Origin of the sequence: Kibdelosporangium phytohabitans (assembly GCF_001302585.1) — a bacterium.
GTDB classification, from domain to species: domain Bacteria; phylum Actinomycetota; class Actinomycetes; order Mycobacteriales; family Pseudonocardiaceae; genus Kibdelosporangium; species Kibdelosporangium phytohabitans.
The window spans coordinates 5,951,589-5,974,206 of the sequence record NZ_CP012752.1 but is presented as its reverse complement, the minus strand read 5'-3'; the positions used below and the strand labels follow the sequence as shown (position 1 = coordinate 5,974,206).

Sequence of the window (22,618 nt, the reverse complement as noted above, 5' to 3'; positions counted from 1 at the left end):
AGGACCAGGGAGCGCGTGTGTCGCGAACCAGCAACTCTGATCTGTCCGCGCCCGACCAGCCGGGATCGCTGCACCAGGAGATCTACGACCTACGCGCCGCGCTGCGTTCCAGACCGGTGATCGCCCGCGCGCTGGGCATGGTGCAAGGCCGCTACGACCTCGACGCCGACACGGCCTTCGACCTCATGCGGGAAGGCGCGCAGCGACACAACCTGAAACTGTCGGCGCTGGCAGGCGGGCTGCTCGTCGCCAAGGCACCCGCCGGCCCCGACTGGTTTCCCGGGCGGGTCCGGCGTGCCATGCCGGCGTTGAGCTACGTCAACGACAAGCAGAACAACCGAACCGCCGCGCTGGGGTCGTTCCTCGACGTCGTGCTGACCGTCATGGACACGGGCGTCGGTGACCTGCAGCTGCTCGACCCCTTGACCGGCGCGCTGAACCTCGAACAGCACCGCAACCTGTCGGCCGAGTTCATCGACTTCTTCGCCACCGTCGCCGACGACAGCACCCCGTGCGGCACCGCGGTACGGCAACGCTGCCGGGTGATCGTCAAAGACGTGGCGCTCGACCCGCCCCTCGCCGGAACCCGCTCCGGCGAAATGGTGCTCAACGAAGGCGTGCGCGCGATCCAGAGCACTCCCCTGCTGGTGCAGGGCGGCCGATGCGTCGCGGTCGTGTCCACGCACCACAGCGCGCCGGGCCACTCCCCTACCCCCGCCCAGCTCGACCAGCTGGACAGGCTCGCCGCGCAGACCGCGCTGTGGCTGGACTGGCACCAGCGCACCATCGTGCTCGACGCGCTGGAGTACGTGCACACGCAGGCGCTACGACTGCGGTGACGGCACGTGGATCCACGCGATCGCGTCGGTTTCCTTGATCGCCACACTGACCTGCTGGTACGCGCTCAGGTCCGCGTTCGGGTGCGGGCGGATGACGTTGTCGTAGAACGTCGACGACGCGATGAACGCGACCGAGCCGTCCGACTCGTCCAGCGCCTTGCGCAGTGGATCCGCGTCGACCAGCCGGAAGGCGAAGTTGACCGACGCACCGACCGGTCCGGCGTCGCCGACGGGCACCTCGCCGGAGTGCAGCGCCACCCGCAGCCGCAACCGCCGGTTCTCCGGCTGGCGCTGGTTGTGCTCACGCACCGCCGCCACCAGGGCGTGCGGCAGCGCGTCCACGAACACCGCCTTGGCCACCTCGGCCGGGACCACGATCATCACGCCGTCGCCGCGGTCCTGCGAACGGCAGGAGGCCCAGTCGATGTCGGTGCGGCGGAACGCCTTCTTCAACGCGCGCAACGGCCCGTCGCGCAGTGCCCGCAAGTCCTCCAGCGCGTCCACGACCAGGATCGCGGGATCCTGCGTGCTGGCGATCCCCCGCTGTTCCAGTTCGGCCAGCTTGGCCAGCACGGTCTCGGCGTCCGGGTCGCCGAACTCGTTGAGCAGCTTCAACGCGTGCTGCCAGGTCGAGCGGGCCTTGGTCCGGTCGCCGAGCGCGCGGTAGGTGTCGCCGAGCCGGTTGAGGGTGACGGCTTCGGCGTACCGGTTGCCGCCTTCCCGCGAGAGCCGCAGCGCCGCCTCGTAGTGCTCGACCGCGTCGGTGAACTGGTACAGGCGGTGGTGCACCTGCCCGAGTCCTTCCAGGGCAACGCTTTCGCCGCGGCGGTTGTCCAGGTCCCGGTAGAGCTCACGGGCCGCGTGGAACTCGTGCAACGCCTGGCGGGGCGCGCCGGTCTGCGCCGCGCAGTCGGCCAGCGTGACCAGCACGTCCGCTTCGCCGTGCCGGTCGGCGTTGCGGCGGAACAGATCCAGCGCCACCCGGGCGTGGAAGACGGCTTCGTCGGGTTGGTTGCGGCGGGCGTGGACCTCGCTGAGCGCGAGTTCGGAGCGGGCCTCCCCCACCTCGTTGCCCAGCTCCCGGCACAGGCCGAGGGAGAGCTCGTAGTGCTTGGCCGCCTCGGCGATCCGCCCGAACTGGCCGTGCACCGCGCCGAGGCTGCGGTGGATGTCGGCTTGGGCCTGCCGGTCGCGTGCCTGGTCGGCCGCGCCCAGCGCGGTCTGCAGCACCACCGCCAGGTCGTGCCACAGTCCTTGCTGGTCAAGGAAAGGTGTGATCACCGCGGCCAGCCGCCACGCCCGCTCGGCCAGGTCCTGCTGCGCGGCGAAGTCGATCGCGGCGAGCAGCACCGGCCGTTCGGAGGCGAACCAGTGCCGGTCGGCTTTCGCGCCGCGGTCGATGTAGTGGTCGAGCACCCGCCGGATCGCCTCGTCGCGCTGCCAGTCCGAGTCGTGCGTCATGGCCTGCTCGTGCGCGTAGAGCCGCAGCAGGTCGTGGAACCGGTAGCGGCCGGGCGTGTAGTGGTGCATCAGGTGCGCCACGCACACCTCACGCAGGACCTGCTGCGCCTGCGGCTCGGACAACCCGGTCAGCGCCGCCGCCGCGGGCAACCCGATGTCCGGCTCCGGGTGCAGGCCCAGCAGCCGGAACACCCGCGCCGCCTCGGGGCTCAACGCCTGGTAGGTCCACGAGAACGCGGCGCGGATGCTCGCGGACTCGTCGTCACCGGCCAGCACGGCCAGCCGGTTGTTCGCGTCGTTGAGCTCACCGGCCAGCACCTGCAACGGGAACTCCGGGTGGGCGGCGGCGTGCGCGGCGACGATCCGCAACGCCAGCGGCAACCCGCCGCAGTACTCGACCAGCTTCGCGGCGGCCTCGGGCTCGGCGTCCACGCGGTCGTCGCCGAGACACCGCGACAGTAGCGTGATCCCGGCACTGCGGTCGAACACGTTCAACGCCACCTGCACGGCGTCGTTCTTGGCGACCAGGTCGGCCAGCCGGGCGCGGCTGGTCACCAGGACCCGGCACTGCGGTGAGCCGGGCAGCAGCGGCAGGACCTGCTCGCTGGAGCGCGCGTTGTCCAGCAGCACCAGCATCCGCCGCCCGGCGACGATGCTGCGGTACAGCGCGACCCGCGCGTCCAGCTCGACCGGCATCGCCTGGCGCGAGACCCCCAGCGCGTCCAGGAACAGCAACAACGCCTCGGCCGCCTGCACCGGGCGCCCCGACGGGCTGAAGCCGCGCAGGTCCACGTACAGCTGGCCGTCGGGATAGCGGTCGGCGACCTGGTGGGCGAAGTTGACCGCGAGGGTGGTCTTGCCCGTGCCCGGTGCGCCGGTGATCAGGAAGACGCCCGCGTCCAGTGAGCTTTCCAGCCAGCCCAGCTCGGCTTCCCTGCCGACGAACGTCTTCACCCCGCGCGGCAGCGTGCGCGGTTGCGGCAGCCGCTGGCCGGTACCCGCGATGCTCACGTCCCGCACCGCCTGCGAGGCCTGCTCCGGTGGCCGCGGCCAGACCGTGACCGTAATGAAGTCCTTCTCGCGCAACACTGTCGGGATCGGACTGCCGGTGGTGCGGCAGTCGCGCAGCGCCGACGGGATCCCGCTGCCCTCGCCCTCCACCAGCCGCACCCACGACAGCAGGTGCGCGAGCCGGTAGTTGCGTTTCACCGACTGACCGTTGAACTCGGCCAGCTCGTGCTTCTCCCCTGCCGGGATGTCGTGGTCGATCCAGCCGCCGGGGCTGCTGATCTCCACGCGGTCGTCGAACACCCGCACGTGCACACACGATTTCAGGTGCGAGTAGTCGCGGTGCACCAGCGCGTTCGCGATGATCTCGCGGACGGCGATCATCGGGAACGCGTACACCGGCACGGCCTGGGCGTGGTCCTCGCTGGGGCGCTCACCGCGGCGCACGTGCTTGGCCACGAACTCGCGCGCGTTGACGATCTGTGCCGTCACCGGTCCTTCGTAGGTCTCGCCGTCGCGCTGGTCGGAGCGGTCCAGGCCGTAGTACCGGACGCACTTGACCATCGCCGCCGGGCACGCGGAGGTCGGGCTGCGGCCGAACAGCAGCGCCCCGGTGCGGGTCAGCTTGCCGTCGGTCCAGACCTCGATCTGTTCGAGGAACTGCCACGGCGTCAGCTCGCCGGACAACCGGGCGGACACCTCGGTGCGCAGCTGCGTGCGGAAGTCCTGCAACGCGTCCACGTCGAACACGGTCAGATCGGTCGGCTGGTCCAGATACGGCAGTCCCCCGCTGGGCACGTCCCTCTTCACGGACACGCGGGGCGCCGGCGGGAAATGGGCGACCAGCGCGTCCAGCAGATCACGCACAGCCGTCACCGGATCGGCGTGGTACTTCGCGACTTTCGTTTTGACCGAGAGCTGATCGACGTACGCCCGCTCGTCCATCTGCACCACGAATACGCAGTTGCCGCGAGCGTGCCCGGCGTTCACGATCTTGTGCGCCCACGCGCTGCCGACCGACATCACGGTCGCGCACAATACGATCGGCACACCCGAATCCATGGCTTTCAACGCCGCGCCGACAAGGGATTCGCCGACCAGGACTGTGCCGTCGTGCATAACGTCGTAACCGGCGTCGCGCAACGGGCTCGCCAGTTTCTCGGCCAGGTCGTCCTCACCGTCGGCGCATGCGACGTACACCGGTTGCCGGGACATTTCTTCTGTCACTTCATCGCCGCGGCGAGCGCCCGCACACCCTCAGCCCAGTCGGCACCGAGGTCGACGTGCTTGATGTCGGCGAGGATCGCGGGCGCCTCGCCACCGGCGAGGATGACCGGCAGCAGCTTCACGCCTTTGCCGCTGACCTGCCGGTGCAGCGCGGACATCCATTCCCGCGACTGCCACGGACTGCGTGTCGAATTCGTGGAATAACAGAGCACGAGATATTGCGCGGCGGCCAGTCCGTCGTCCATCTTCTGCACGACGGAATCGCCGGGACGCAGTTCCCAGGTGTCCAGCCAGACCTGATGTCCGTGGCCGCGCAGATCGACCGCGAGTCGTTCCGCTTCGGCGTGATCCGTGCTGCGATAACTGATGAAGACCGCGGCCAAGATACCCCTCCCATCGGCACGCTCAAGGATAGCCGTTCGGCGCGGGAGAAGTGTGGACTGGACCACATCCGGCACAACTCGTCATTGCCACTCGGCACGACCACGCGCCCGGCCCGGAATTGTCCGGAGTGGACGTTGACGGCGGGTGTGTCCCATTGTGCGCCGTGCGGCGCGCCGCGACTCCGATACGATGCGGTAATGATCTTCATCACCGCGAAGTTCCTGATCAAACCGGAGTTCGCCGACCAGTGGCCGGAGCTGTCGAGGGAGTTCACCGAGTCGACCCGCGCCGAACCGGGCTGCCTGTGGTTCGACTGGTCGCGCAGCGTGGACAACCCGCACGAGTACGTCATCGTGGAGGCGTTCCGCGACGACGACGCGGGCGCGGCGCACGTGCAGTCCGACCACTTCACCAAGGCCCGGCAGACCTTCCCGCAGTACCTGGTCGCCACCCCGAAGATCGTCAACTTCACCGTCCCGCAGGACGACTGGTCCGCCCTCGGCGAATTCACTGTGGAGTGACACACCCGCCGCAGTAGGGTCGTTCCATGATCGTGTTCGCCGTCGATGACGTCGCCCCCGTCACCGACCCGCTGCCGGCACGGCCGTTGCGGGAGGTGCACGCCGACGCGATCGCCATCGGCGGCGACCCGGCACGCCCGATCATCGAACCCGACGGTGTGCACCCGCTGCTCAGCGCGGTCGGCCGCGCCTTCGCCGAGCACCGCCCGCTCGTGCTGTCGCCGGACGCGGTGTGGCTGACGATCGCGCAGGGCGTGGCGCAGCACATCCGCCTCAACGCCGCCGAGCTACGGCCGATGCTGGTGCGCCACGAGGGCCGCGAACGGCTGCCGGTCCACCACTCCGGCGTGACGACGCCGAACGATCCGGACAGCTGGCAGTACTTCGTGGAGGCGTTCAGCAAACGCCTGGCCGAGGAGATCACCGACGCGGAGATCTTCGAATGCGATTTCAGCACGAGCACCCCGGTCGAACGCACCGCCGGGCGCGTGGTCCTGCTCGACGCCTACTCCTCTTACTTCTCACTGTGGCTGATCAGCATCTGCGGCATCCCGTCGATCACGTTGACCGGCACGGTCGACGACTGGCGCAGGATCCGGTCGCGCGTGGACTACGTCGAACAACTCGGGCTGGAGACGTGGTGCCGGTCGCTGCGGCCGATCACCGACCAGTTCGCGCGGGCCGCGGCCGGTGACGTGGACACCGCGTTCTGGAAGCGGATCTACAACCCGGTCGACGCCTACGGCGGCGAGGTGATCAACGGGTGGGCCGCGCGGTTCTACCCGTATGTGAAGGAAAACGGCGTGATCAGCCGGCCGAATCCGCTGCTGGAGCTGACGATCAGCGAGCCGAAGGGCACCGCGGGGATGCGCGGGATCCGCAGCGACGCGGTGCCCGCCACACTGTCCACAGTGCGCGTCAACGTCCGCGAGGGCGACAACTCCCAGGTGGCGCTGCACGCGGGCCTGGTCGGCGTGGCGCAGGACCCCGACGGCGCCCTGCGCCCGATCGCGGGCTGGCACCTGATGCCCGCCACGCCCCTGATCGACGACGTGATCGACCGGCTGATCAAGGAACACGACACCACCGCCCCGGCCGAGTCGAAGGACACCGCCACGGCGGAGCTGATCGCCATCGACCGCCGCATCGGATCCGCGGCGTTGCTCGACGGCACCTGGCGGTTGCGCTCCGAAGGCGACCGCAGCTGGCTCGAGCTGCCCGGCGGAGCCCCACCCGCCCAGGTCGTGGCCGACCTGCCCGGCGACCGGCACCTCGCACTCGTCCTGTCGCTGCGGAACCCGATCACCGGCTACTGGATCGTCTGCCACAGCGACGGCGACCAGCTCGCGGACGATCCCGCGGACGTCCCCGTGTACGGCACCTCGCTGGCGATGGTGCTCGACGCGGCGATGGACTCCGGAGGCGACATCGAGCACCTGCGCACCGGGATGCTCACCGATCTGCTCGGGGGACACTGACGGTCACACCCGCCGACGAACCATCACCCACCCAGGCGCTCAGTGCGCCGCAGGCCGAGGCGCTCGCGCTCGGCGGAGATCCGGTCCCCGGGTGGACGAGCTGCCCAGGGTTCGGCTGGAGACCTGACGCGGGTCGCCGCGGCCGATCACCGACCAGTCCGGGGGGACTATGTGGCTGACAGCGCGGCTTTCACGATGCTCAACGCCTCGTCCGCGCTCAGGCCCAACGCGCGGGCCTGGGAGGCGTAGTCGCGTGCGGCGCGCTGGATCACGATGCGGCTCTGCTGCCCCGCGGCGCTGACGAACGTGCCCGCCCGGCCGCGGGTCTCGATCAGGCCCGCTTCTTCCAGCTCACGGTAGGCCTTGGCGACAGTGTTGGCCGCCAGTCCCAGTTCGACCGCCAGCGCGCGCACCGTCGGCAGCTTGGCACCGACGGGCAGCGCCCGGTCGGTGATCTGCCGGGCGAACTGGGATCTGACCTGCTCGAAGGGCGCCACCGACGAGCTCGGGTCGATCGTGATCACGGACATCACGATACCGAACCGTCGTTCTCGTTCTCGCTGTCGGTGTCGTCCTCGTCGGCGTGCGTCCCGCCGTCGTCACCGGCCGTGGCGCCCTTGTGCTTGCGCCACTGCACGGTTTTACGGGACCGCACCGACGCCATCTCGGCGTCCACCGCCGACATGTCACGGCGCAACCGCACCTGCGCGGTCGGTGCGTCGATCACCGTGACCACGCGCTTGAGCACGCGCAGCGTGTCCTCGTGGCCGGAGGCTTTGGCCAGTTGAGCGGCCCGGCCGAGCTTGGCCGTGGCTTCCTCGTCGCGTCCGGCCGCGAGCGCGGCGAGCCCCTCCTGCGTGACCGAGTTGAGCTCCTGCTGCCCGGTGTAGTGCGCCACGCGCTGGTTCATCGCGGTCGACAAGGCCGCGTCCGCCGTCCAGTGCGCCGGGATCAGCCCCTCGGCCACGTCCTGGTCGTCGACCACCACTTTCACATGTGCGGCAAGCATTTCGTGATTCAGCTGCTTGCCGGCGGGCAACTCGATCGACAGGTGGTAGTCGCGGGTCTCCGCGCCCCACGACCCGGTCGGGAAGTCGGTGACCCGGTCCGAGACCGCGCGGCCGTTCTCGGTCAGCGGCAGGATGTCCGGGTAGACCTGTTTGACGAACCGGATCCGCGCACCGCGCGGCAGCCACAGCCGCAGGCCCACGTTCGCGGTGGTCTTGCCCATCACCGACTCGATCATCTTCTGGAAGTCCGCCGCCAGGCTCTTGGCGTCCGGCAACCCGTCCGCCGTGCCCAGCAGCACGTCGGCGACCGCGTTGAGCGGCTCCGCCGACCACCCGTCGCCCACGCCTCGGCTCTCGCACACGAACTGACCGCGGCAGCGCTCCAGCGTGGCCAGGAGTTCCTCGTGTTTCTGGTGCACGTTGTGGCCGTCGGTGAGCAGGATCGCGTGTTTGACATCCGCGTCCTGCGCCCGGAACAGCTTGTTCGCCAGCTCCAGCCAAGTCCCGATCGCGGTGCCACCGTCGGCCTGCAGGCGCCGCACCGCCTCACGGGCCTCGGCACGGGTCGCCGGGGACGCGGCCATCATCGCCTCGTTGCGCGGGTACACCATCCGCGCACCGGTGGTGCCCGCGACGATCGCGAACGCGACCTCGTCGCGCAACAGGTCGATCGCCTGACCGGTGGCCCGCTTGGCCTCGATGATCTTCTCGCCCTCCATCGACCCCGAGCAGTCGATCATGATCACCTCGGCCGCGGTCAGCGCGGGCCCCCGCTTGCCGCCCGCCGCGCTCACCGACACCACCGCGTCGATCGTCCGGCCGCCGTCCGGCAGGTACCGGTTGTGATCGACGTGCAGTTCGAAATCCACAGCCACCCCCCTTCGACTAGAACAACGTCCGCGGCCGGACCCGGTTGGCCGTGCGGACCAGTTCGATCCGCCGGTCGGCGTCCTCGGTGACACCGGCGAGGTCGCGGTAGGCCTTCTCCAGCCCGAACCGCAACTGGCGATCCGCCAGCCTGCGGCCGAGCACTTCACCGCCACCGTCGACGCCTTCGTTGTGCCGCACCCACTCCAGCGCGGCCTGGAACACCTCGACCGACAGCTCGGCCTGCCGCTCGATCCCGAGCGGCAACCGCTTCAACCGGGCACCCGCCTCCAGCAGCTCCGCTTTCGCCAGGTTCGGCGCCAGGCACGCACGGATCGCCGCGACTTGGGCGAACGTGTGCTGCGCGTTGTCCTCCGGCACGCCGTCGAGCGCCGCGACCGCCGCCGTCAGCTCACCGCGCCGCTCCAGCACCCTGGCGTACCCGAACGCCGCACTGACATACCTGGTGTCGGTCCGCCACACCCGCTCGTACAACGGGCCCGCGCGGTCGTCGTCACCGTCCCACTCCGCTGCCGCCGCCAGCGCGAGCTTCGGCGGCAGTTCACCGGGCAACACCGCGTACACCTGCTCGAAGTACGGCCGCGCCTCGCGCGGACGGCTCGCCGCCAGCTCACCCAGACCGCGGTACCAGGACAGCCGCCAGTCGTGCGGCGCCTTCGCCGCGTACACGTCCAGATCCTGGTGCGCCGCGTCCAGCTGACCCGCCGCGATCCGCGCACCGACCAGCTGCAGCACGATCTCCGGACTGTCCACCGGGATCGCCAGCAACGCGTCGACCACCGAATCCGGGTCCGCCGCCGCGATCGCCGCCAGGTGCCCCGCGCCGGGATCGACCGGGTCCACCAACGGCGTCGGCAGCGCCGGGACCAGCGCCGACCAGTCCACCTGGGACCCCGGCCGGCCGTCGCCCACGACCGTGTCCGTACCGAACGTGCGCTGCTCGACGGTGAACACCCGCGACAACCCGGGCCGGGGGTGCGCGTCCGACGCGGCCAGCACCTCCAGCAGGACACCTTCGAGCTGCTGGCTCATCTGCTCCGCGGACGTGAACCGCTGCGCCGGATCGGTGTGCGTGGCACGGCGCAACAGCAGGTCGTACGACTCGTTCGCCGCCAGCAACGGCACGTCGTCGCGGTTGGGCAACCGGTCGCGGAACTGCCTGGTGAACCCTTCGAACGAGAAACTGAGCACCGCGAGACTGCGGCCGACGGTGTACAGATCGGACGCGACCGTCGGCCCGGTGTCCACCACCTCCGGCGCCTGGTAGCCGACCGTACCCAGGAACGAGTCCGGCACGCTTTCCGCACGCACCACCGCGCCCAGGTCGATCAGCTTGAGCTGGTCACCGGTGTGCATCGCGTTGTCTGGCTTGAAGTCGCAGTACAACAAGCCTTTCTCGTGCAGGTACGCCATCGCCTGGAGAACCTCGATGCCGTACGCCAGCACGTGCGGCAACGGCAGCGGCGCCCGGTTGCCCTCGTCGTCCCGGTACTCCCGGTGCAGGTCGAGCAGGGTGCGGCCGTCGATGTACTCCATCACCAGGTACCCGGCCATGGTGCCGGTCAACGGGTCCGGGTGCCGGACGAAGTCGTTGACCTTCACGATGTTCGGGTGGTCCACCTCGATCAGGAACCGCCGCTCCTGGCGTGCCTGCTCGATGGCGTCCGGGTCGGTGCTGTCGATCACTCCTTTGAGGACCACCGGCCGTTGCCCGCCGGTGTCGTCGAAGTGCGTGTCGTGGCCGAGGTAGATCCAGCCCTGACCGCCCCGCGCGATGCACCGGTCGATCTCGTAGCGGTCGACCGAGTCGCTCTCGGCCAGTGTCGGCTCGAAGCAGAACGGGGTGCCGTCCTTGGTGCAGAACCCCCGCGGCCGTCCGGGCTGGCCGTTGCGGCCCCGGCCGACCGGTGACTTGCACGTCCGGCAGAACCGTTGGGACTCGTCGATCTCCGGGACGGGTGCGGTCGTCGCGCTGTCGGAGCGGGTCACCCTCGGCATGCTCACCCAGCCCGCGCCGAACCGGGAAGTGCTGACCGGACGGGAGATCGGCCGGGACACCGCACGCTGGCTGTTGTGTGTGCCGCTGCCCGGCTCCGGCCGTGACTCGGGCGCGACTGGCGGCGGTGGCGGCGGTGCGGCGACCGGCGCTTTGGTCCCGCACTCGTCGCAGTAACCGTGCGGACCATACGATCCCTCGCAGCCAGGTTCGACACAGGCGCTCATCTGCGCTTCTCCCTGAGGTTGGTGACGGCCTGCTGGTAGGCGTTGACAGCGCGCAACGCGAGCACGAGGTCGCACGGCTTGGTCCACAACAACGTCCTGGCTTTCACGTACAACTCCGCGACGTCCCATTCCTCCGCGATCCGCAGACGCACCGCCTGCGCCTGATAGCCCTTGAGCCGCTCACGCAACTCCGCACGCCGGTCGAGCAAACCGTCGCCCTGCACGCGCAGGCGACGGGTCTCGTTGCGGCCGTCGGTGAGCTGACCTTTCAGCTCGGCGAGCTCGCGGCTGACCGACCGCCCCGTGGCCGCGTACCGTTCCAGTTCGTCCAGCCGATCAACCAGCCGGTCCGCCACCTCGGTCAACGGCGACAGGTTCGGTTCCCTGATCTTGTCGCGCACGGTGTCGTGCACCTGCCGGGTCTGCGCTTCCTCCGCCCGCAGGCGCGTGATGTCCCCGCGCAGCGCGTCCATCGCCTTGCGCACCAAGTGCGCCGGGTTGTGCCCGAGAGCCAGGTGCGCGGCCATGTCACTGGAGTTGCCACGCGGTTCGGGCCACCCGTTGCGGCGCATGACCGCCCGTACCTCACGGAACAGCACGTGCAACGTCAGCAGCATGCCCGGCTCGGACGGAATGCCCTCCCGCAACAACCGCAGCAACTCACCCGTGAACAACGTGTTCTGCTCACCCAACGGCGCCAACGCCTTGCCTTGCGCCGCGGCCAGGACGAACGCGCCCGCCACGTCCACCTCGCCGAGCATCGTGTCCGCAGCCGAGCTCATCGTCGGCTCGATGCCGCGGCCCGCGAAGCAACAGTCCAGGATCAGCACCCGCGTCCGCGCCGGGCTGTCCAAAATGTACTGACGGAGATCCGCGCAGCGCAGTGCCGAGGTCTGCAACGACTTCGACCGCGTGTCACGCAACGCCAGGCACAGCTCACTCGTGCGGCCCCACGTCATCAGGCCGTGCCCGGAGTAGTACACCAGCAGCACGTCCTCGGCCTCGCTCGCGGCCGTGACGATCTGATCACCCACATCCGCCTGCGCGGGCGGATCCCGCAGCACCAGGCAGTGTTCCGGCCGCAGTCCCGCTCCCCGCGGATCGGTCAGCGCGGCGGCCAGGTCAATCAGGTTGCCCGCCACGCTCGGCAGCGCCGTCAGATCCGGGTCCTGGTACTGCGCCGTGCCGATCAGCACCGCACGGGACGTGCCCGGATCGGGCAGCCGGGCCGTCACGATCCCGCCAAGTACTGCGCAGGCGGTGGATTCGGCACGACACCGTCGCCGTCCAATCCCTTCAGCCACGTGCCGTAGAGCTGACGCCACGTGCCGTCCTGACGCATCTGCTCGAGCACGCCGTTGACGAACCGGATCATGTCCGAGTCACGCTCCCGCACCGCGATACCGTGCGGCTCCCTGGTGAACCGGTCCCCCGACATGTGCAGCGTCGGGTCCTGCCGGACCATGCCCAGCAACACGCTGTCGGTCGACGACACCGCCTCGACCTGTCCCTGCTGCAGCAGCACCAGGCAGTCGGAGAACTCCGCCACCGCCACCGGGACCAGCTTCACCGCCGAGTAGTCGCGGATCTCGCGGATCGACGTCGTGTTGACCGGCGCGCACACCCGCTTGCCGCCCAGGTCGTTGACCGACTTGTACGGCGAACGCCGCGCCACCATCACCCGCTGGCCGGATTCGAAGTAGTTCGTGCTGAACCACACCTTGTGCCTGTAGCGGCGCTCGCACGTGATCGTGATCGAGTCGACGAGGATGTCCACCTCGCCCGAGTTGAGCACGGCGAAGTTGTCGGTGAAGTTCACCGCCCGCAACTGCACCTTGTTCTCATTCCCCAGCAGCGCCTTGGCGATCTGCTTCACCACGTCCACGTCGAAGCCCTCGAGCGAGCCGGTCCGCGGGTTGTGCGAGCTGAACAGGTTCAGGTTCTGGTCGACCGCCGCGATCAACCGGCCGCGCCGGACGATCTCGTCCATCACGCTGCCGGGCGGCATCGCACCCGGCTTCGGCTGCGGCACGAGCGGCCGGAGACTGTTCGCGTACGGGTCGAAACTCCCGCCCGGCCCGCACTCCGGCGGCACAGCGGACGCGTCGGCGCTGGGCACCGGCACCATGCCCGGCGGCATCGGCTCGGCGATCGACAACGGCGGCCTGCGCACGATCGTGCCCGGCGCCTGGCCGCACGCCGCCACCAGGACCAGCACAAGCACGATCACCAGAGCTCTCATCGGTACTCCCGGATTCTCGCCGCCATCCCGGCCGTCACCGCACCGGCGGCCAGCAGGACCAGCAGGACGATGCCGACATCCACCGCGTCCAACGCGCTCGTCGCCTGCCCGGCGTGGTCGTCGAACCTGGCCTGCGCCTGCCCCACCGCGGCACTGAGCTGGTCCACCACCTGCGCCGCCAGCTGCCCGGTGCTGCCGTCGGCGACCTTGGCAGTGTCCGTATGGGCCAGGTCGACGCCCGTGGCCACCTGGATCGCGCGGTTGTAGTCGCCGTCAGCGTCGAACGTCCGCAACTGCCCGTGTTTGTCCAGCCACACCTGCCACGAAGACCGTGCTCCGTCCACTTTGGCCACTGTCTCCGGCTGGCCGGCACGGTCACGCGCCGCCGCGAACGACCCGAGGGTGGCCCCGTCGCCGTCCAGCCGCGCCCGCGCCTGCTGGAAGCGGTCCTCATAGGACTTCCCACTCCCCCGCGCCACCAACGACAACGCCTCTTCGCTGCGGGCCGTCAGGACAGTGATGCGCGCTTCGACCAACGCCTCCAGCTGAGCGCTGCCGTCTCGCCGCCCGGTCTCGTTGTGCTCGGCCGCGTTCGCCGAGGCGAATCCCAGCCACATCAACGCGGCGAACGTCGCGGCGGTCGCCACCAGCAGCCCGGCGTTGAACACCCGGTTGGTCGTCCGCCGAAGGTAGATCTGCACGACCACGAGCGCACCCAACGCGACAATCCCCAGCAGCAACGGAAGCACCGCCGTGGAAGCCGCGTCTTCCTGCGCCGTCCCGAGCCTGGCCATCTCATCGCGATACAACTGCTGCGCCACAGGCAACATGCGTTCACGGACCAGCCCGGACGCCTCACGCAGATACGCCGCACCCAGCGACAAGCCCTGCCGGCTGTAGGTTCTCGCGGTGTCGACCAAGCTCGTGTACATCGGCAGCTGAGCAGTCAGCTCAGCCACCCTCGTGGCCGTCCGCACGTCCGGCGCACCCGCGGCCGCCGTGCTCAGCGCGGACGCCGCCTCCGTGATGTCATGCAGATACCGCTGCCGCTCCGCCGCAGGCGCCTGGTCACCAGCGAGGAACGAACCCGTCGCCGTGGCGTCGGCATCCGACAGTGACTGGTAGACCGACACCGCCGCACCCGCGAGCGGACTGCTGCGATCAGCCACACCGACAAGGACGCCACGCCGGTGCTGGACATCGGCCAGCGCGGCCAGTCCCGTGGCCAGGCACAGCACCACGAGTCCGGCCAGTACCGCCATCAGCCGCGCTGGATATCGCAGTTGCACCGGCTCACCCCGCCGCGTACACGGGAACCGGCGGCGCGGCGTCCCCGATGTAGTCCCGCAGCCAGTCCCTCTGCAGCTGCTGCCACTTGCCGCTGGTCCGCATGTTCTCCAGGACCCCGTTGACGAACCGCACCAGGTCCGGCGACTCACGCGACATCGCGATCCCGGTCGGCTCCTGGGTGAACGGCGGCCCGACGATCACCGTCGCCGGATCCTGCGCGGCCAGTCCCGCCAGGATCACGTCGCCGGTGGACACCGCGTCGATCTGCCCTTGCTGCAGCAACAACAAGCAGTCGCTGGTGTTGGCCGCCGCGACCGGGGTCGGCTTCGCCCGCAACTCGGCGAGCGTGTTGATGTTGGTACTCGTCGCCGACGCGCAGACCTTCTTGCCGCCCAGGTCCTCCTTGGACTGGATGCCCGAACCGCGGTTCACCAGGATCCGCTGACCAGCCGGGTAGTACTCGGCCGAGAACGCGACCAGTTCCCGCCGCTCACAGGTCATCGTCATCGCCGCCATCACCATGTCGACCATCTCGACCTGGTTGCCGCGCTCGTCCACACCGCGGACCGCCGGGATGCGCTCGGCCGCGTTCAACGCCCTGAACTGGATCTTGTTCCGATCGCCGTCGAAGATCGCCGCGGAGATCTCCCGCGCGATCTCGGCCTCGAACCCGCGCATCTCGCCGCTGAACGGGTCACGGTGGCTGAGCAGGTACGCGCTGGACCCGATGCCGAGCACGAGCCTGCCGCGCTCCTTGATCCTCGCCACCGCTCCCCCGGGCGCGAGCGGACCCGGCCGCAGGCTCTCCTTCGGGTTGCACACCTTCGTGGACGCCTCCGGCACCTTCGCCGGATCCTGTACACCCGACGGCAGCACCACCACCGACGGCACACCCACCGGCACAGGATCCTGGGACTCCACACCGCACGCGCTCAACGCGACAACCGCCACCAGCGGCACCAGGATCCTCATCGGTACTCCCGGATCCGCAGTGTCAGCCCGAACCACACACCCAACGCCGCCAGCACCATCAGCACACCGATCCCGACGTCCGCGCCCCCCACCGCGTCCCGCGCCTCAACCGCCTCCCGGCGGAACGCATCCGCGGCACGCGCGATGGCCGCACCGAGCTCCGTGTCGACCTTGCTGGACAACACCCCCGGGTCACCGCTGGTCGCCAGCCTGATCGCATCGTCGTAGCTGCCCGTGTCGTCCTGGCTGCGCAGCTCCTTGTGGCTGTCCACCCAGCCGTACCAGGCGTCGATCGCGCTCTTGATGTGCCCGGCCGTCTCCGGCCCCGCCGCCGCACTGGCACGCGCGAGGATCCCGTTGTTCAGCTCATTGCGCACGCCGACGAAATGATCCTCGTAGGACCGGCCGTTTCCCCTGGCCACCAACGTCAGCGCCTCGTCGCTGCGGGCCTCGAGCGCCTTGATCCGCGCGTGCGCGAACGCCTCGACCGCCGCCGAACCGGACTGGCGGCTCGCGACGCTGTGATCGGCCGCGCTGGTCGTGGCGATGCCGTACCACGAGATCGCCGCCACCGCCGCGACCGTGGCCGCCAGCATCCCGGCGTTCAACACCCGGCGGGTCGTGCGCGCCAGGTAGATCTGAACCGCCACCAATCCCCCCAGCACCAGGAGCCCCACACCGAGAAACACCCAGCCGACCACACCGGCGTCCTCCTGCGCCTGCGCCAATCGGGTGGTCTCGGCGTGAAAAAGCCGTTGAGCCGACGGCAACATCGTCGACTGCACCAGGTGGGAGGCCTGCCGCAGGTACGCCGCGCCCTGCGGTTGCCCCTGCCGGTTGTACGCCTTCGCCCGTTCGACCAACCCGGTGTAGTACGGAAGGTAGACGGCCAACTGGGTGACAGTCGCCGCGCTCTCCCCCGTCGGCGAGCCCGACGCCGCCGTCGACAACGCCGCCGACGCCTCGTTGATGTTGGACTCGTACCGTTGCCGCAGGTTGGCCGGTTCGACGCCGCTGACGAGGAACGCACTCGCGGCAGTGGCGTTGGCGTCCGACAACGACTGGTAGATCTCCACCGCCGCACCGGTCAACGGCCCGCCGCGGTCGATCACGCCGACGAGCACGTCCTGCCGCCGTTGCACGTCGAGCACGGCCCCCAGCCCGGCCGCGAGACACGCCAGTACCAGCACTATCAGCAGTACGGTGAGCTGCCCCGGTGCGCGGCGGCTGTACAAGATCGCCTTGCGACAACCGCCCGGCCTGCTTTCATTGGGCGCCAACCGACCCCCTCAAGTCACGTGATGCGCACCACATGAATCGGTGACTCGCCGTGCGCGTTACGGGCCTGAGCGTGCGGTTACCAAGATGCGATCATCGCCAGGAGAGCGCGCACCAGGTGAGCCGGTTCGGTCCGGACGCTCGGCGGTGGCTCGCCGAGGTCGCCGCACGACCGGCCTCGCGGTGCGAATTCGAGTGAGGGACCTGTTCGGCAGTGGAGCCCTCGTCGGTCTTGCCGCGCCGGAGCAATGGCGAGAGCTGCGGCACAGTGGCCGCGAGATCCGCGCGGCCGGCGCGAGGAAGCCTTCGCCCGGATCGGCCGCCCGTCTGCCTGCACGGCGATCTGCGTCTCGGCAACGCATTGAGCGACGGCCCGGGCGCGTGGTCCGATCGCGATCGATCCGAAGGCGTGCACCGGTGATCCGTGCTTCGACGCCGTCGGCACCGCGGTGGCCCGGAACCGGTGATCGACGAACTCCTGGCACTGGCCAGCCCATCCCCTTCCCCGGTGCCACCATCGTGGCCTACTTTGCGTGTTGTCGGTAGATTTTCGTCACAAGCTTATTAACAGTGTTCGTAGTACTGAATGGGGTGGATAGCCGGTGAGCGCATACCGGCATGGCGCAGGCGGGCTCTGCCTCTAGGCTCCGCGCGTGCGCGTATCTCCGAGGACCGGGGCCCTATTGGGGCTGGGAACGCTGATCGCCTGCCTGGTCGCCGTCGGGCTGCTGTCGGTCACCGGCAACGACTTCGCTGTCGCGGGATTGCGCGGAACGGACCTCTACGCCAGCTACGGGCTGCCAGTTGTCCGTGTCCTGGCCGAAGTGGCCGCTGTCGTGTGCGTCGGAGGGTTGTTGTTCTCCGCGTTCCTGCTTCCGGAGCCCGAGCGTGTCCCGGTCAGGATCGCCGGTTGGGCGGCTGGTGTGTGGGCGGTGGCGGCGTTGTTGTCGGTGCCGTTCACGCTGGCCGACGTCTACGCGCGCCCGCTGGGCTACATCCTGGAGTGGGACCGGCTTCTCGAACTCGCTTTCGCTGTGGAGCCGACGCGGGCGTGGATGCTCACGGCCCTCATCGGCGCGGTGATCATGGCGTCGTCGAGACGGGTGACCTCGCGAGCCGCCACGAGAGCGCTCCTCGGGCTGGCGTTGCTCGGACTGGTTCCCGTTGCCTCGAGCGGGCATTCGTCCAGTGGCGGTGATCATGACTGGGCGACCGCGAGCCTGTTGACGCACCTGGTCGCCGCCGCGTTGTGGGTCGGCGGGCTGCTCGCGATCCTGGCCTACCGCACAGGCGAGCACCTGACGGCCGCGGTCACGCGGTTCTCGGCGTCGGCGTTGTGGTGCTGGATCGCACTGGCCGCCTCGGGCGTGATCAACGCGCTGGTCCGGGTGAAACCGGAGAACCTGTTCACCACGTCGTACGGCTTCCTCGTCGTCGCCAAGGTCGTGGCCTTGGGCCTGCTCGGTGTGTTCGGTTTCTTCCAGCGCCGCACCGGTGTCGCGGAAGTGGTCCGGACCGGCACCAGCCGTGCGCTGCTCAGACTGGGCGCGGTCGAGGTGCTGCTGATGCTGATGACGATCGGCCTGGCCGCCGCTCTCGCCCGGACACCACCTCCCGAACACGTCGCGATCGTGCCGACCGTCGAGTTGAGGCTCGGGTACGTCCTCAGTGGACCACCGGACGTGCCGGCCCTGCTCACGGACTGGCGATTCGACTTGCTGCTGGGCACGGGCGCGATCGTGCTCGCCGTTTCGGCGTTGCGGCACCGCGGTTTCCGGCTGCCGCTGTGGCTCGCGGGCTGTGCCGGGATCCTGCTGGCCACGTCGTCCGGCATCGGCCGGTACGCTCCCGCGGTGTTCAGCCTGCACGTGGTGAGCACGCTGGTCCTGGCGATCCTCTCCCCCATCCTGCTCGTCCTCGGCATGCCACGTGACCGGCGGGTACTGCTGCACCCCGTGGTGGCTACGGTCCTGTTCTCCAGCTCGTTCTACCTCGTGTACCTCACCGGGGTGTTCGAGTGGTCGCTGGACCAGCCGGTCGTGCGCACGGGAATCCACCTGTGGTTCCTGCTCACCGGTTGCGCGTTCTTCTGTTCCGCGTTCGCGTCCGAGATCTCCCCGGCCGTCAGGCGGCTCATGGTGCTCGCCGCGCTGGCCACCCAGGCGGTGTTCGGGGTCGCGCTGCTGCTCAGGGACTCCGTGATCGGCGAGTCGTTCCACCGGTCGCTGCGGTTGCCGTGGATCGCCGACCTGGCCGCGTCGCAGCACCTGGGGGGCGCGATCGTGATCGGCTTCGGTGTCGTTCCGCTGCTGATCACCGGTCTGGTCCTGCTGGTCACGCCTCAGCGGGCAAGGGAACGCGAACTGACTGCGAGCCGCTGAGATCCAGCCAGATCTCGGTGTCCGTGCGGACCAGCCGCGCGGTGATCTCGCCGCAGCCCGCGCACCGGACCACGATCCCCGGCCCGGTGTCGTAGACGTGGTGCTCGGTGAACGGCCCGAGCCTGCCGCACGACCCGCAGGTCGGCTTGAGCACCGAGACGTCGAAACCGAGGACACCCGCGATCGCGTTGCCATCGACGTGCATGGTCGTCACTCTCCGGATGGGCCGAATCGTTCGGTACGGATCGTGTCAGGGTCCGCTGCCCTGTCCACCAGTGCTTTCGCGGCCGACTCGACGAACCCGGCCGGCCCGCAGACGTACGCCCGCGCGCCCGCGGCGACGGGCCACAGGGCGTCCAGGTCCGCCGGTCGCAGCCGGCCGGCGGGGCGCGCGGACGGGGACTGCGATCGCGTCTGGATCGTGGTGACGTCGACCGAGTGCTTGGTCAGTTCGTCGGCGTCGTATTCGTCGGCCGGGCCGCGCACCGAGTACAGCAGTTTGAACCCGGCGTCGCTGCCCGCCCGGGTTCGCGCGCGGATCATCGCCATCAGCGGCACGATCCCCGATCCGCCCGCGACCAGCGACACCGGAGTGGCCAGGGTGGATTGCCAGGTGAACCAGCCGCCGATCGGGCCGCGCAGTTCGATCACGCCACCCGGCAGCAGTTCGTCGACGAGGAACGACGAGACCTCGCCGCCGGGCACTCGCTGGACCATGATCTCGATCCGGTCCTCGTCGGTGGGCGCGGCCAAGGAGTAGCTGCGCTGCGCGCTGTAGCCGTCCTCGGCGGTCAGCCGGACGTCGACGTGCTGACCGGCCAGGTGCCCCGGCCAGTCGGGGATGTCGAACCCGATGGTTCTGGAGGTGGGTGTCTCGACGCTGATGTCGGCGACGGTTCCGGGCAGCCAGCGCAGGATCATCAGTCGCCCGTGTACCTCTGCTCGCGCCACGGGTCACCGTAGTTGTGGTACCCGAGCGTCTCCCGGAAACCGGGCTCGTCGTTGTCGCTCAGCTCGAGCCCTTTGACCCACTTCGCGGACTTCCAGAAGTACAGGTGCGCGACGAGCAGCCGCACAGGACCGCCGTGTTCGGGCGTCAGATCGTCGTCTTCATAGCGGTAGACGAGCCATGCTTGGCCGTCGAGCAGGTCCTCCACCGGCAGGTTGGTGGTGTAGCCGCCGTAGGAACGCACCACCGCGTAGTCGGCGCCCGTGTCGACGGCGTCGAACAGCACGTCGAGCGAGACGCCTTTCCAGTGGGTGTTCAACTTCGGCCATTTGGTCACGCAGTGGATGTCGCCGTGCGGCTGCTCGTTCGGCAACGCGAGCAGGTCGCGCCACGTCCACGTGTGCCGGGCGCCTGCTTCGCTGGTGATGGTGAACTGCCAGCGGTCATGGTCGACGCGTGGCGTCGGGCCAGCCGACAGCACAGGGAAGTCGTGGGTCAGGTACTGCCCGGGAGGCAGGTCCGGCGCGACATCACGTCTGCCGCGGAAGCCGCGCGTCACGATGCTCATGCGTGCGCTGTGGGCACTACCCGCCGGACCCGCCAGAGCAGACTCAGTCGTCCCTGGGGTCGACCACGTGCACGGCGGCCTCCTCGGCGGACGCGGCGCCGCCGTCGATACCGACGTCCGAAGCGCGCAGTTCGCCGTCGGTGTCGGGACCGAAGCCCTCGTCGGCGGCGACCAGGCGGCCCGCTCTGCCGCCACCGACCTCGTCGTCGATCAGTTCGCCGTCGGTGTCGCCGGTGTCACCCAGGCCGTCGTCTCCGTCGTCATAGGACACGTCCGGTTCCTCACGGGCGAGCCGGTCGCCGAGACTCACGCCCTCGTCGAGGACCGGCGCCTTCTCCGGCGGCGAGTAGCCCTCGTCGTACGCGTTGCGATCGTCCAATGTGTCCTCTGGGTCGAGGATGCCCGTGTCCGCGTTGTCGCTGTCGTCGATGTCGCCGTCCACGGTGCCACTGTACGCCCCGTGGCTCAGAGCAACGTCCGCCAGTAGTACCAGAACTCCACCAGGATCAGGACCACGATCACCAGGTACCACAGGACCAGCACCACGCTGTGCACCCGGCGCAGGGGCGCGAGCGCGGGCCAGGTGTCGAGCGTCGTGTACCAGAACAGCGGGATGGTCACGACCCACACGACCATGCAGTACGGGCACAGCGCGTGGATGTCGTACAGGCTGGCCACGATCAGCCAGTGCACGAACACCACGCCCAGCGCGGTTCCCACCTGCATCGCCAGCCGGTACCAGCGTGGCGGCTCGAACCCCGCCAGGACGACCACGCCGGTGGTCACCACGACCGCGAACAAGGCGATCCCCAGCAACGGGTTGGGGAATCCGAACGCCTCCGCCTGGCGGCTGTCCATCACCGAGCCGCAGGACACCACGGGGTTGATCGAGCAGGTCGGCACGTAGGCCGGATCCCGCAGCTTGGCGATTTTCTCCAGGGTCAGCGCGATCGCGGCGACGAGGCCGAAACCGCCGCCGATGACGTACAGCCAGGCCAAGCGCCTGTTCGTGGTCATCCGGCCAGCGCCTGGTCGAGCTTCTCGCGCAGCTGACGGTCGACGTCGGCGAGCGTGCGGCCGGTCGGCTCGAACTTCTCGCCGTTGACGAAGAACGTCGGAGTGCTGTCGACGCCCACCTCACGCCCGTCGGCGATGCCCCTGTCGATCACCGTCTGCACCTGCGGGGACGTCACGTCGGTGCGGAACTTGGCCACATCGAGGCCGATGGTGGTGGCGTACTGCTCGAACTTCGCGGTCGCGGCGGCCACGTCGGAGTTCACGTCCTGGCCCGCGACGGCCCATTCCCGATAGCCGTTGTACAACGCGTGGTACATCTCGTTGTACTTGCCCTGCCGCCCGGCAGCCTCGGCGGCCCGGGCCGCCGGCACCGCCAGCGGGTGCATCTCCAGGGGGAAGTTGCGGGGCACGAACGTGATCCGGCCCTGGTAGTCCTGCTCCACCTTCTTGGTGATGTTCGTGTAGTACGACGCGCACGCCGGGCACTGGAAGTCGAGGAACTCCACCAGGGTGACCTTGTTGCCGTTCACAGTGGACAGCGTGTGCGCCCCGGCCGGCACGAGCTTCTCCGGCGGCACCGCCGTCTTCTCGTCCGATCGGTTGAACAGCAGGATCCCGCCGACCACCAGGACGGCCAGCACCACCAGACCGATGGTGAGGATGAGGTTGACCGAGGGCCCGCGGCGGCCGGGCAACGCGGTGGACTTCCCGCGGGTGGCGCGTGACATCGACGAAGCCGTCCTTACTCAGTGAGACACCATGACATCCAGGTGGTCGTGCGACGGCCGGGAAAGGTTCCCGGCCGTCCACGATCGGATGTACTCACGGTGACGACAGGACCCGGGCATCGACCTCGCCACCGCGCCATGGTCCTCGGTGGAC

21 protein-coding genes are annotated in these 22,618 nt (G+C 69.4%); 5 read left to right on the top strand and 16 right to left on the bottom strand.

Going from position 1 to position 22,618, the window contains the following annotated elements:
- Positions 1-17 precede the first annotated feature (17 nt).
- Complete coding sequence (locus tag AOZ06_RS26920; RefSeq protein ID WP_054291949.1) at positions 18-839, top strand: GAF and ANTAR domain-containing protein; 822 nt, start codon at positions 18-20, stop codon at positions 837-839.
- Here the strand turns inward: AOZ06_RS26920 and AOZ06_RS26915 are convergent.
- Positions 825-4,523: a tetratricopeptide repeat protein gene (locus AOZ06_RS26915; protein WP_054291948.1), complete on the bottom strand. Its 3,699-nt coding sequence runs from the start codon at positions 4,521-4,523 to the stop codon at positions 825-827. The two genes, AOZ06_RS26920 and AOZ06_RS26915, sit on opposite strands and share 15 nt — an antisense overlap.
- A gap of 8 nt (positions 4,524-4,531) precedes the next feature.
- Positions 4,532-4,918: a toll/interleukin-1 receptor domain-containing protein gene (locus AOZ06_RS26910; RefSeq protein WP_054291947.1), complete on the bottom strand. Its 387-nt coding sequence runs from the start codon at positions 4,916-4,918 to the stop codon at positions 4,532-4,534.
- A 198-nt stretch (positions 4,919-5,116) separates the two neighbouring features.
- Here AOZ06_RS26910 and AOZ06_RS26905 point away from each other — a divergent pair, with 198 nt between their 5' ends.
- Together AOZ06_RS26905 and AOZ06_RS26900 are read left to right on the top strand one after the other, a co-directional pair.
- Positions 5,117-5,440 carry a putative quinol monooxygenase gene (locus AOZ06_RS26905; protein WP_054291946.1) on the top strand — a complete coding sequence of 108 codons (324 nt, stop codon included), beginning with the start codon at positions 5,117-5,119 and terminating at the stop codon, positions 5,438-5,440.
- A 26-nt stretch (positions 5,441-5,466) separates the two neighbouring features.
- On the top strand, positions 5,467-6,918 hold the full coding sequence (locus AOZ06_RS26900; protein WP_054291945.1) for a DUF4419 domain-containing protein: 1,452 nt from the start codon (positions 5,467-5,469) through the stop codon (positions 6,916-6,918).
- Between the two features lie 167 nt (positions 6,919-7,085).
- On the opposite strand, the gene AOZ06_RS26895 is transcribed toward AOZ06_RS26900, so the two are convergent.
- The 3 genes from AOZ06_RS26895 to AOZ06_RS26885 are packed head-to-tail and all read right to left on the bottom strand — an operon-like array spanning position 7,086 to position 10,805.
- On the bottom strand, positions 7,086-7,448 hold the full coding sequence (locus tag AOZ06_RS26895; RefSeq protein ID WP_157233265.1) for a GntR family transcriptional regulator: 363 nt from the start codon (positions 7,446-7,448) through the stop codon (positions 7,086-7,088).
- Positions 7,448-8,797, bottom strand: coding sequence for a VWA domain-containing protein (locus AOZ06_RS26890; protein ID WP_218921781.1), 1,350 nt, complete (start codon positions 8,795-8,797; stop codon positions 7,448-7,450). Before AOZ06_RS26890 ends, AOZ06_RS26895 begins: the two co-directional genes overlap by 1 nt.
- Before the next feature lie 16 nt (positions 8,798-8,813).
- Entirely contained in the window at positions 8,814-10,805 is a 1,992-nt protein-coding gene (locus AOZ06_RS26885) for a serine/threonine-protein kinase (RefSeq protein ID WP_420844472.1), read from the bottom strand.
- A gap of 7 nt (positions 10,806-10,812) precedes the next feature.
- On the opposite strand from AOZ06_RS26885, the gene AOZ06_RS60290 reads away from it, so the two are divergent.
- Positions 10,813-10,989, top strand: a complete 177-nt coding sequence (locus AOZ06_RS60290; RefSeq protein ID WP_236952536.1) for a hypothetical protein — start codon at positions 10,813-10,815, stop codon at positions 10,987-10,989.
- A gap of 46 nt (positions 10,990-11,035) precedes the next feature.
- Here AOZ06_RS60290 and AOZ06_RS56800 read toward each other — a convergent pair whose 3' ends face one another.
- Genes AOZ06_RS56800 through AOZ06_RS26860 form a run of 5 tightly spaced genes read right to left on the bottom strand, consistent with a single transcriptional unit; the run spans position 11,036 to position 16,823 of the window.
- Positions 11,036-12,274: a caspase family protein gene (locus tag AOZ06_RS56800; RefSeq protein ID WP_054291942.1), complete on the bottom strand. Its 1,239-nt coding sequence runs from the start codon at positions 12,272-12,274 to the stop codon at positions 11,036-11,038.
- Positions 12,271-13,281, bottom strand: a complete 1,011-nt coding sequence (locus AOZ06_RS26875) for a glutamate ABC transporter substrate-binding protein (RefSeq protein ID WP_063810118.1) — start codon at positions 13,279-13,281, stop codon at positions 12,271-12,273. Before AOZ06_RS26875 ends, AOZ06_RS56800 begins: the two co-directional genes overlap by 4 nt.
- Positions 13,278-14,570 (bottom strand): hypothetical protein, encoded by a 1,293-nt coding sequence (locus AOZ06_RS26870; protein WP_157233263.1) that lies wholly within the window; start codon positions 14,568-14,570, stop codon positions 13,278-13,280. Before AOZ06_RS26870 ends, AOZ06_RS26875 begins: the two co-directional genes overlap by 4 nt.
- Positions 14,571-14,574: 4 nt before the next feature.
- On the bottom strand, positions 14,575-15,543 hold the full coding sequence (locus AOZ06_RS26865; RefSeq protein ID WP_054291939.1) for a glutamate ABC transporter substrate-binding protein: 969 nt from the start codon (positions 15,541-15,543) through the stop codon (positions 14,575-14,577).
- A complete protein-coding gene (locus AOZ06_RS26860) occupies positions 15,540-16,823 on the bottom strand; it encodes a hypothetical protein (protein WP_063810117.1) in 1,284 nt (427 codons plus the stop codon). The genes AOZ06_RS26865 and AOZ06_RS26860 overlap by 4 nt, the downstream gene beginning before the upstream one ends.
- Before the next feature lie 651 nt (positions 16,824-17,474).
- Between AOZ06_RS26860 and AOZ06_RS26855 the strand changes: the two genes are divergently transcribed.
- Positions 17,475-19,202: a bifunctional copper resistance protein CopD/cytochrome c oxidase assembly protein gene (locus AOZ06_RS26855; RefSeq protein WP_157233262.1), complete on the top strand. Its 1,728-nt coding sequence runs from the start codon at positions 17,475-17,477 to the stop codon at positions 19,200-19,202.
- On the opposite strand, the gene AOZ06_RS26850 is transcribed toward AOZ06_RS26855, so the two are convergent.
- The 6 genes from AOZ06_RS26850 to AOZ06_RS26825 are packed head-to-tail and all read right to left on the bottom strand — an operon-like array spanning position 19,156 to position 22,464.
- Complete coding sequence (locus tag AOZ06_RS26850) at positions 19,156-19,407, bottom strand: DUF6510 family protein (RefSeq protein ID WP_054296944.1); 252 nt, start codon at positions 19,405-19,407, stop codon at positions 19,156-19,158. The genes AOZ06_RS26855 and AOZ06_RS26850 overlap by 47 nt on opposite strands.
- A gap of 5 nt (positions 19,408-19,412) precedes the next feature.
- Complete coding sequence (locus AOZ06_RS26845; protein WP_157233261.1) at positions 19,413-20,123, bottom strand: ferredoxin reductase; 711 nt, start codon at positions 20,121-20,123, stop codon at positions 19,413-19,415.
- Positions 20,123-20,719, bottom strand: coding sequence for a molybdopterin-dependent oxidoreductase (locus AOZ06_RS26840; RefSeq protein WP_054291935.1), 597 nt, complete (start codon positions 20,717-20,719; stop codon positions 20,123-20,125). The genes AOZ06_RS26845 and AOZ06_RS26840 overlap by 1 nt, the downstream gene beginning before the upstream one ends.
- A 43-nt stretch (positions 20,720-20,762) precedes the next feature.
- Positions 20,763-21,161 carry a DUF5709 domain-containing protein gene (locus AOZ06_RS26835; RefSeq protein ID WP_054291934.1) on the bottom strand — a complete coding sequence of 133 codons (399 nt, stop codon included), beginning with the start codon at positions 21,159-21,161 and terminating at the stop codon, positions 20,763-20,765.
- Between the two features lie 23 nt (positions 21,162-21,184).
- Positions 21,185-21,736, bottom strand: coding sequence for a vitamin K epoxide reductase family protein (locus AOZ06_RS26830; protein WP_054291933.1), 552 nt, complete (start codon positions 21,734-21,736; stop codon positions 21,185-21,187).
- Positions 21,733-22,464, bottom strand: coding sequence for a DsbA family protein (locus tag AOZ06_RS26825; RefSeq protein WP_054291932.1), 732 nt, complete (start codon positions 22,462-22,464; stop codon positions 21,733-21,735). The genes AOZ06_RS26830 and AOZ06_RS26825 overlap by 4 nt, the downstream gene beginning before the upstream one ends.
- Positions 22,465-22,618 lie beyond the last annotated feature (154 nt).

Excerpts from the sequence above, each read along its gene's own strand:
- AOZ06_RS26825 (WP_054291932.1), bottom strand. The coding sequence starts at position 22,464 with ATGTCACGCGCCACCCGCGGGAAGTCCACCGCGTTGCCCGGCCGCCGC.
- AOZ06_RS26845 (WP_157233261.1), bottom strand. The coding sequence starts at position 20,123 with ATGATCCTGCGCTGGCTGCCCGGAACCGTCGCCGACATCAGCGTCGAG.
- AOZ06_RS26830 (WP_054291933.1), bottom strand. The coding sequence starts at position 21,736 with ATGACCACGAACAGGCGCTTGGCCTGGCTGTACGTCATCGGCGGCGGT.
- AOZ06_RS26850 (WP_054296944.1), bottom strand. The coding sequence starts at position 19,407 with ATGCACGTCGATGGCAACGCGATCGCGGGTGTCCTCGGTTTCGACGTC.
- AOZ06_RS26840 (WP_054291935.1), bottom strand. The coding sequence starts at position 20,719 with ATGAGCATCGTGACGCGCGGCTTCCGCGGCAGACGTGATGTCGCGCCG.
- AOZ06_RS60290 (WP_236952536.1), top strand. The coding sequence starts at position 10,813 with ATGCTCACCCAGCCCGCGCCGAACCGGGAAGTGCTGACCGGACGGGAG.
- AOZ06_RS26865 (WP_054291939.1), bottom strand. The coding sequence starts at position 15,543 with ATGAGGATCCTGGTGCCGCTGGTGGCGGTTGTCGCGTTGAGCGCGTGC.
- AOZ06_RS26905 (WP_054291946.1), top strand. The coding sequence starts at position 5,117 with ATGATCTTCATCACCGCGAAGTTCCTGATCAAACCGGAGTTCGCCGAC.
- AOZ06_RS26875 (WP_063810118.1), bottom strand. The coding sequence starts at position 13,281 with ATGAGAGCTCTGGTGATCGTGCTTGTGCTGGTCCTGGTGGCGGCGTGC.
- AOZ06_RS26895 (WP_157233265.1), bottom strand. The coding sequence starts at position 7,448 with ATGTCCGTGATCACGATCGACCCGAGCTCGTCGGTGGCGCCCTTCGAG.
- AOZ06_RS26900 (WP_054291945.1), top strand. The coding sequence starts at position 5,467 with ATGATCGTGTTCGCCGTCGATGACGTCGCCCCCGTCACCGACCCGCTG.
- AOZ06_RS26915 (WP_054291948.1), bottom strand. The coding sequence starts at position 4,523 with ATGTCCCGGCAACCGGTGTACGTCGCATGCGCCGACGGTGAGGACGAC.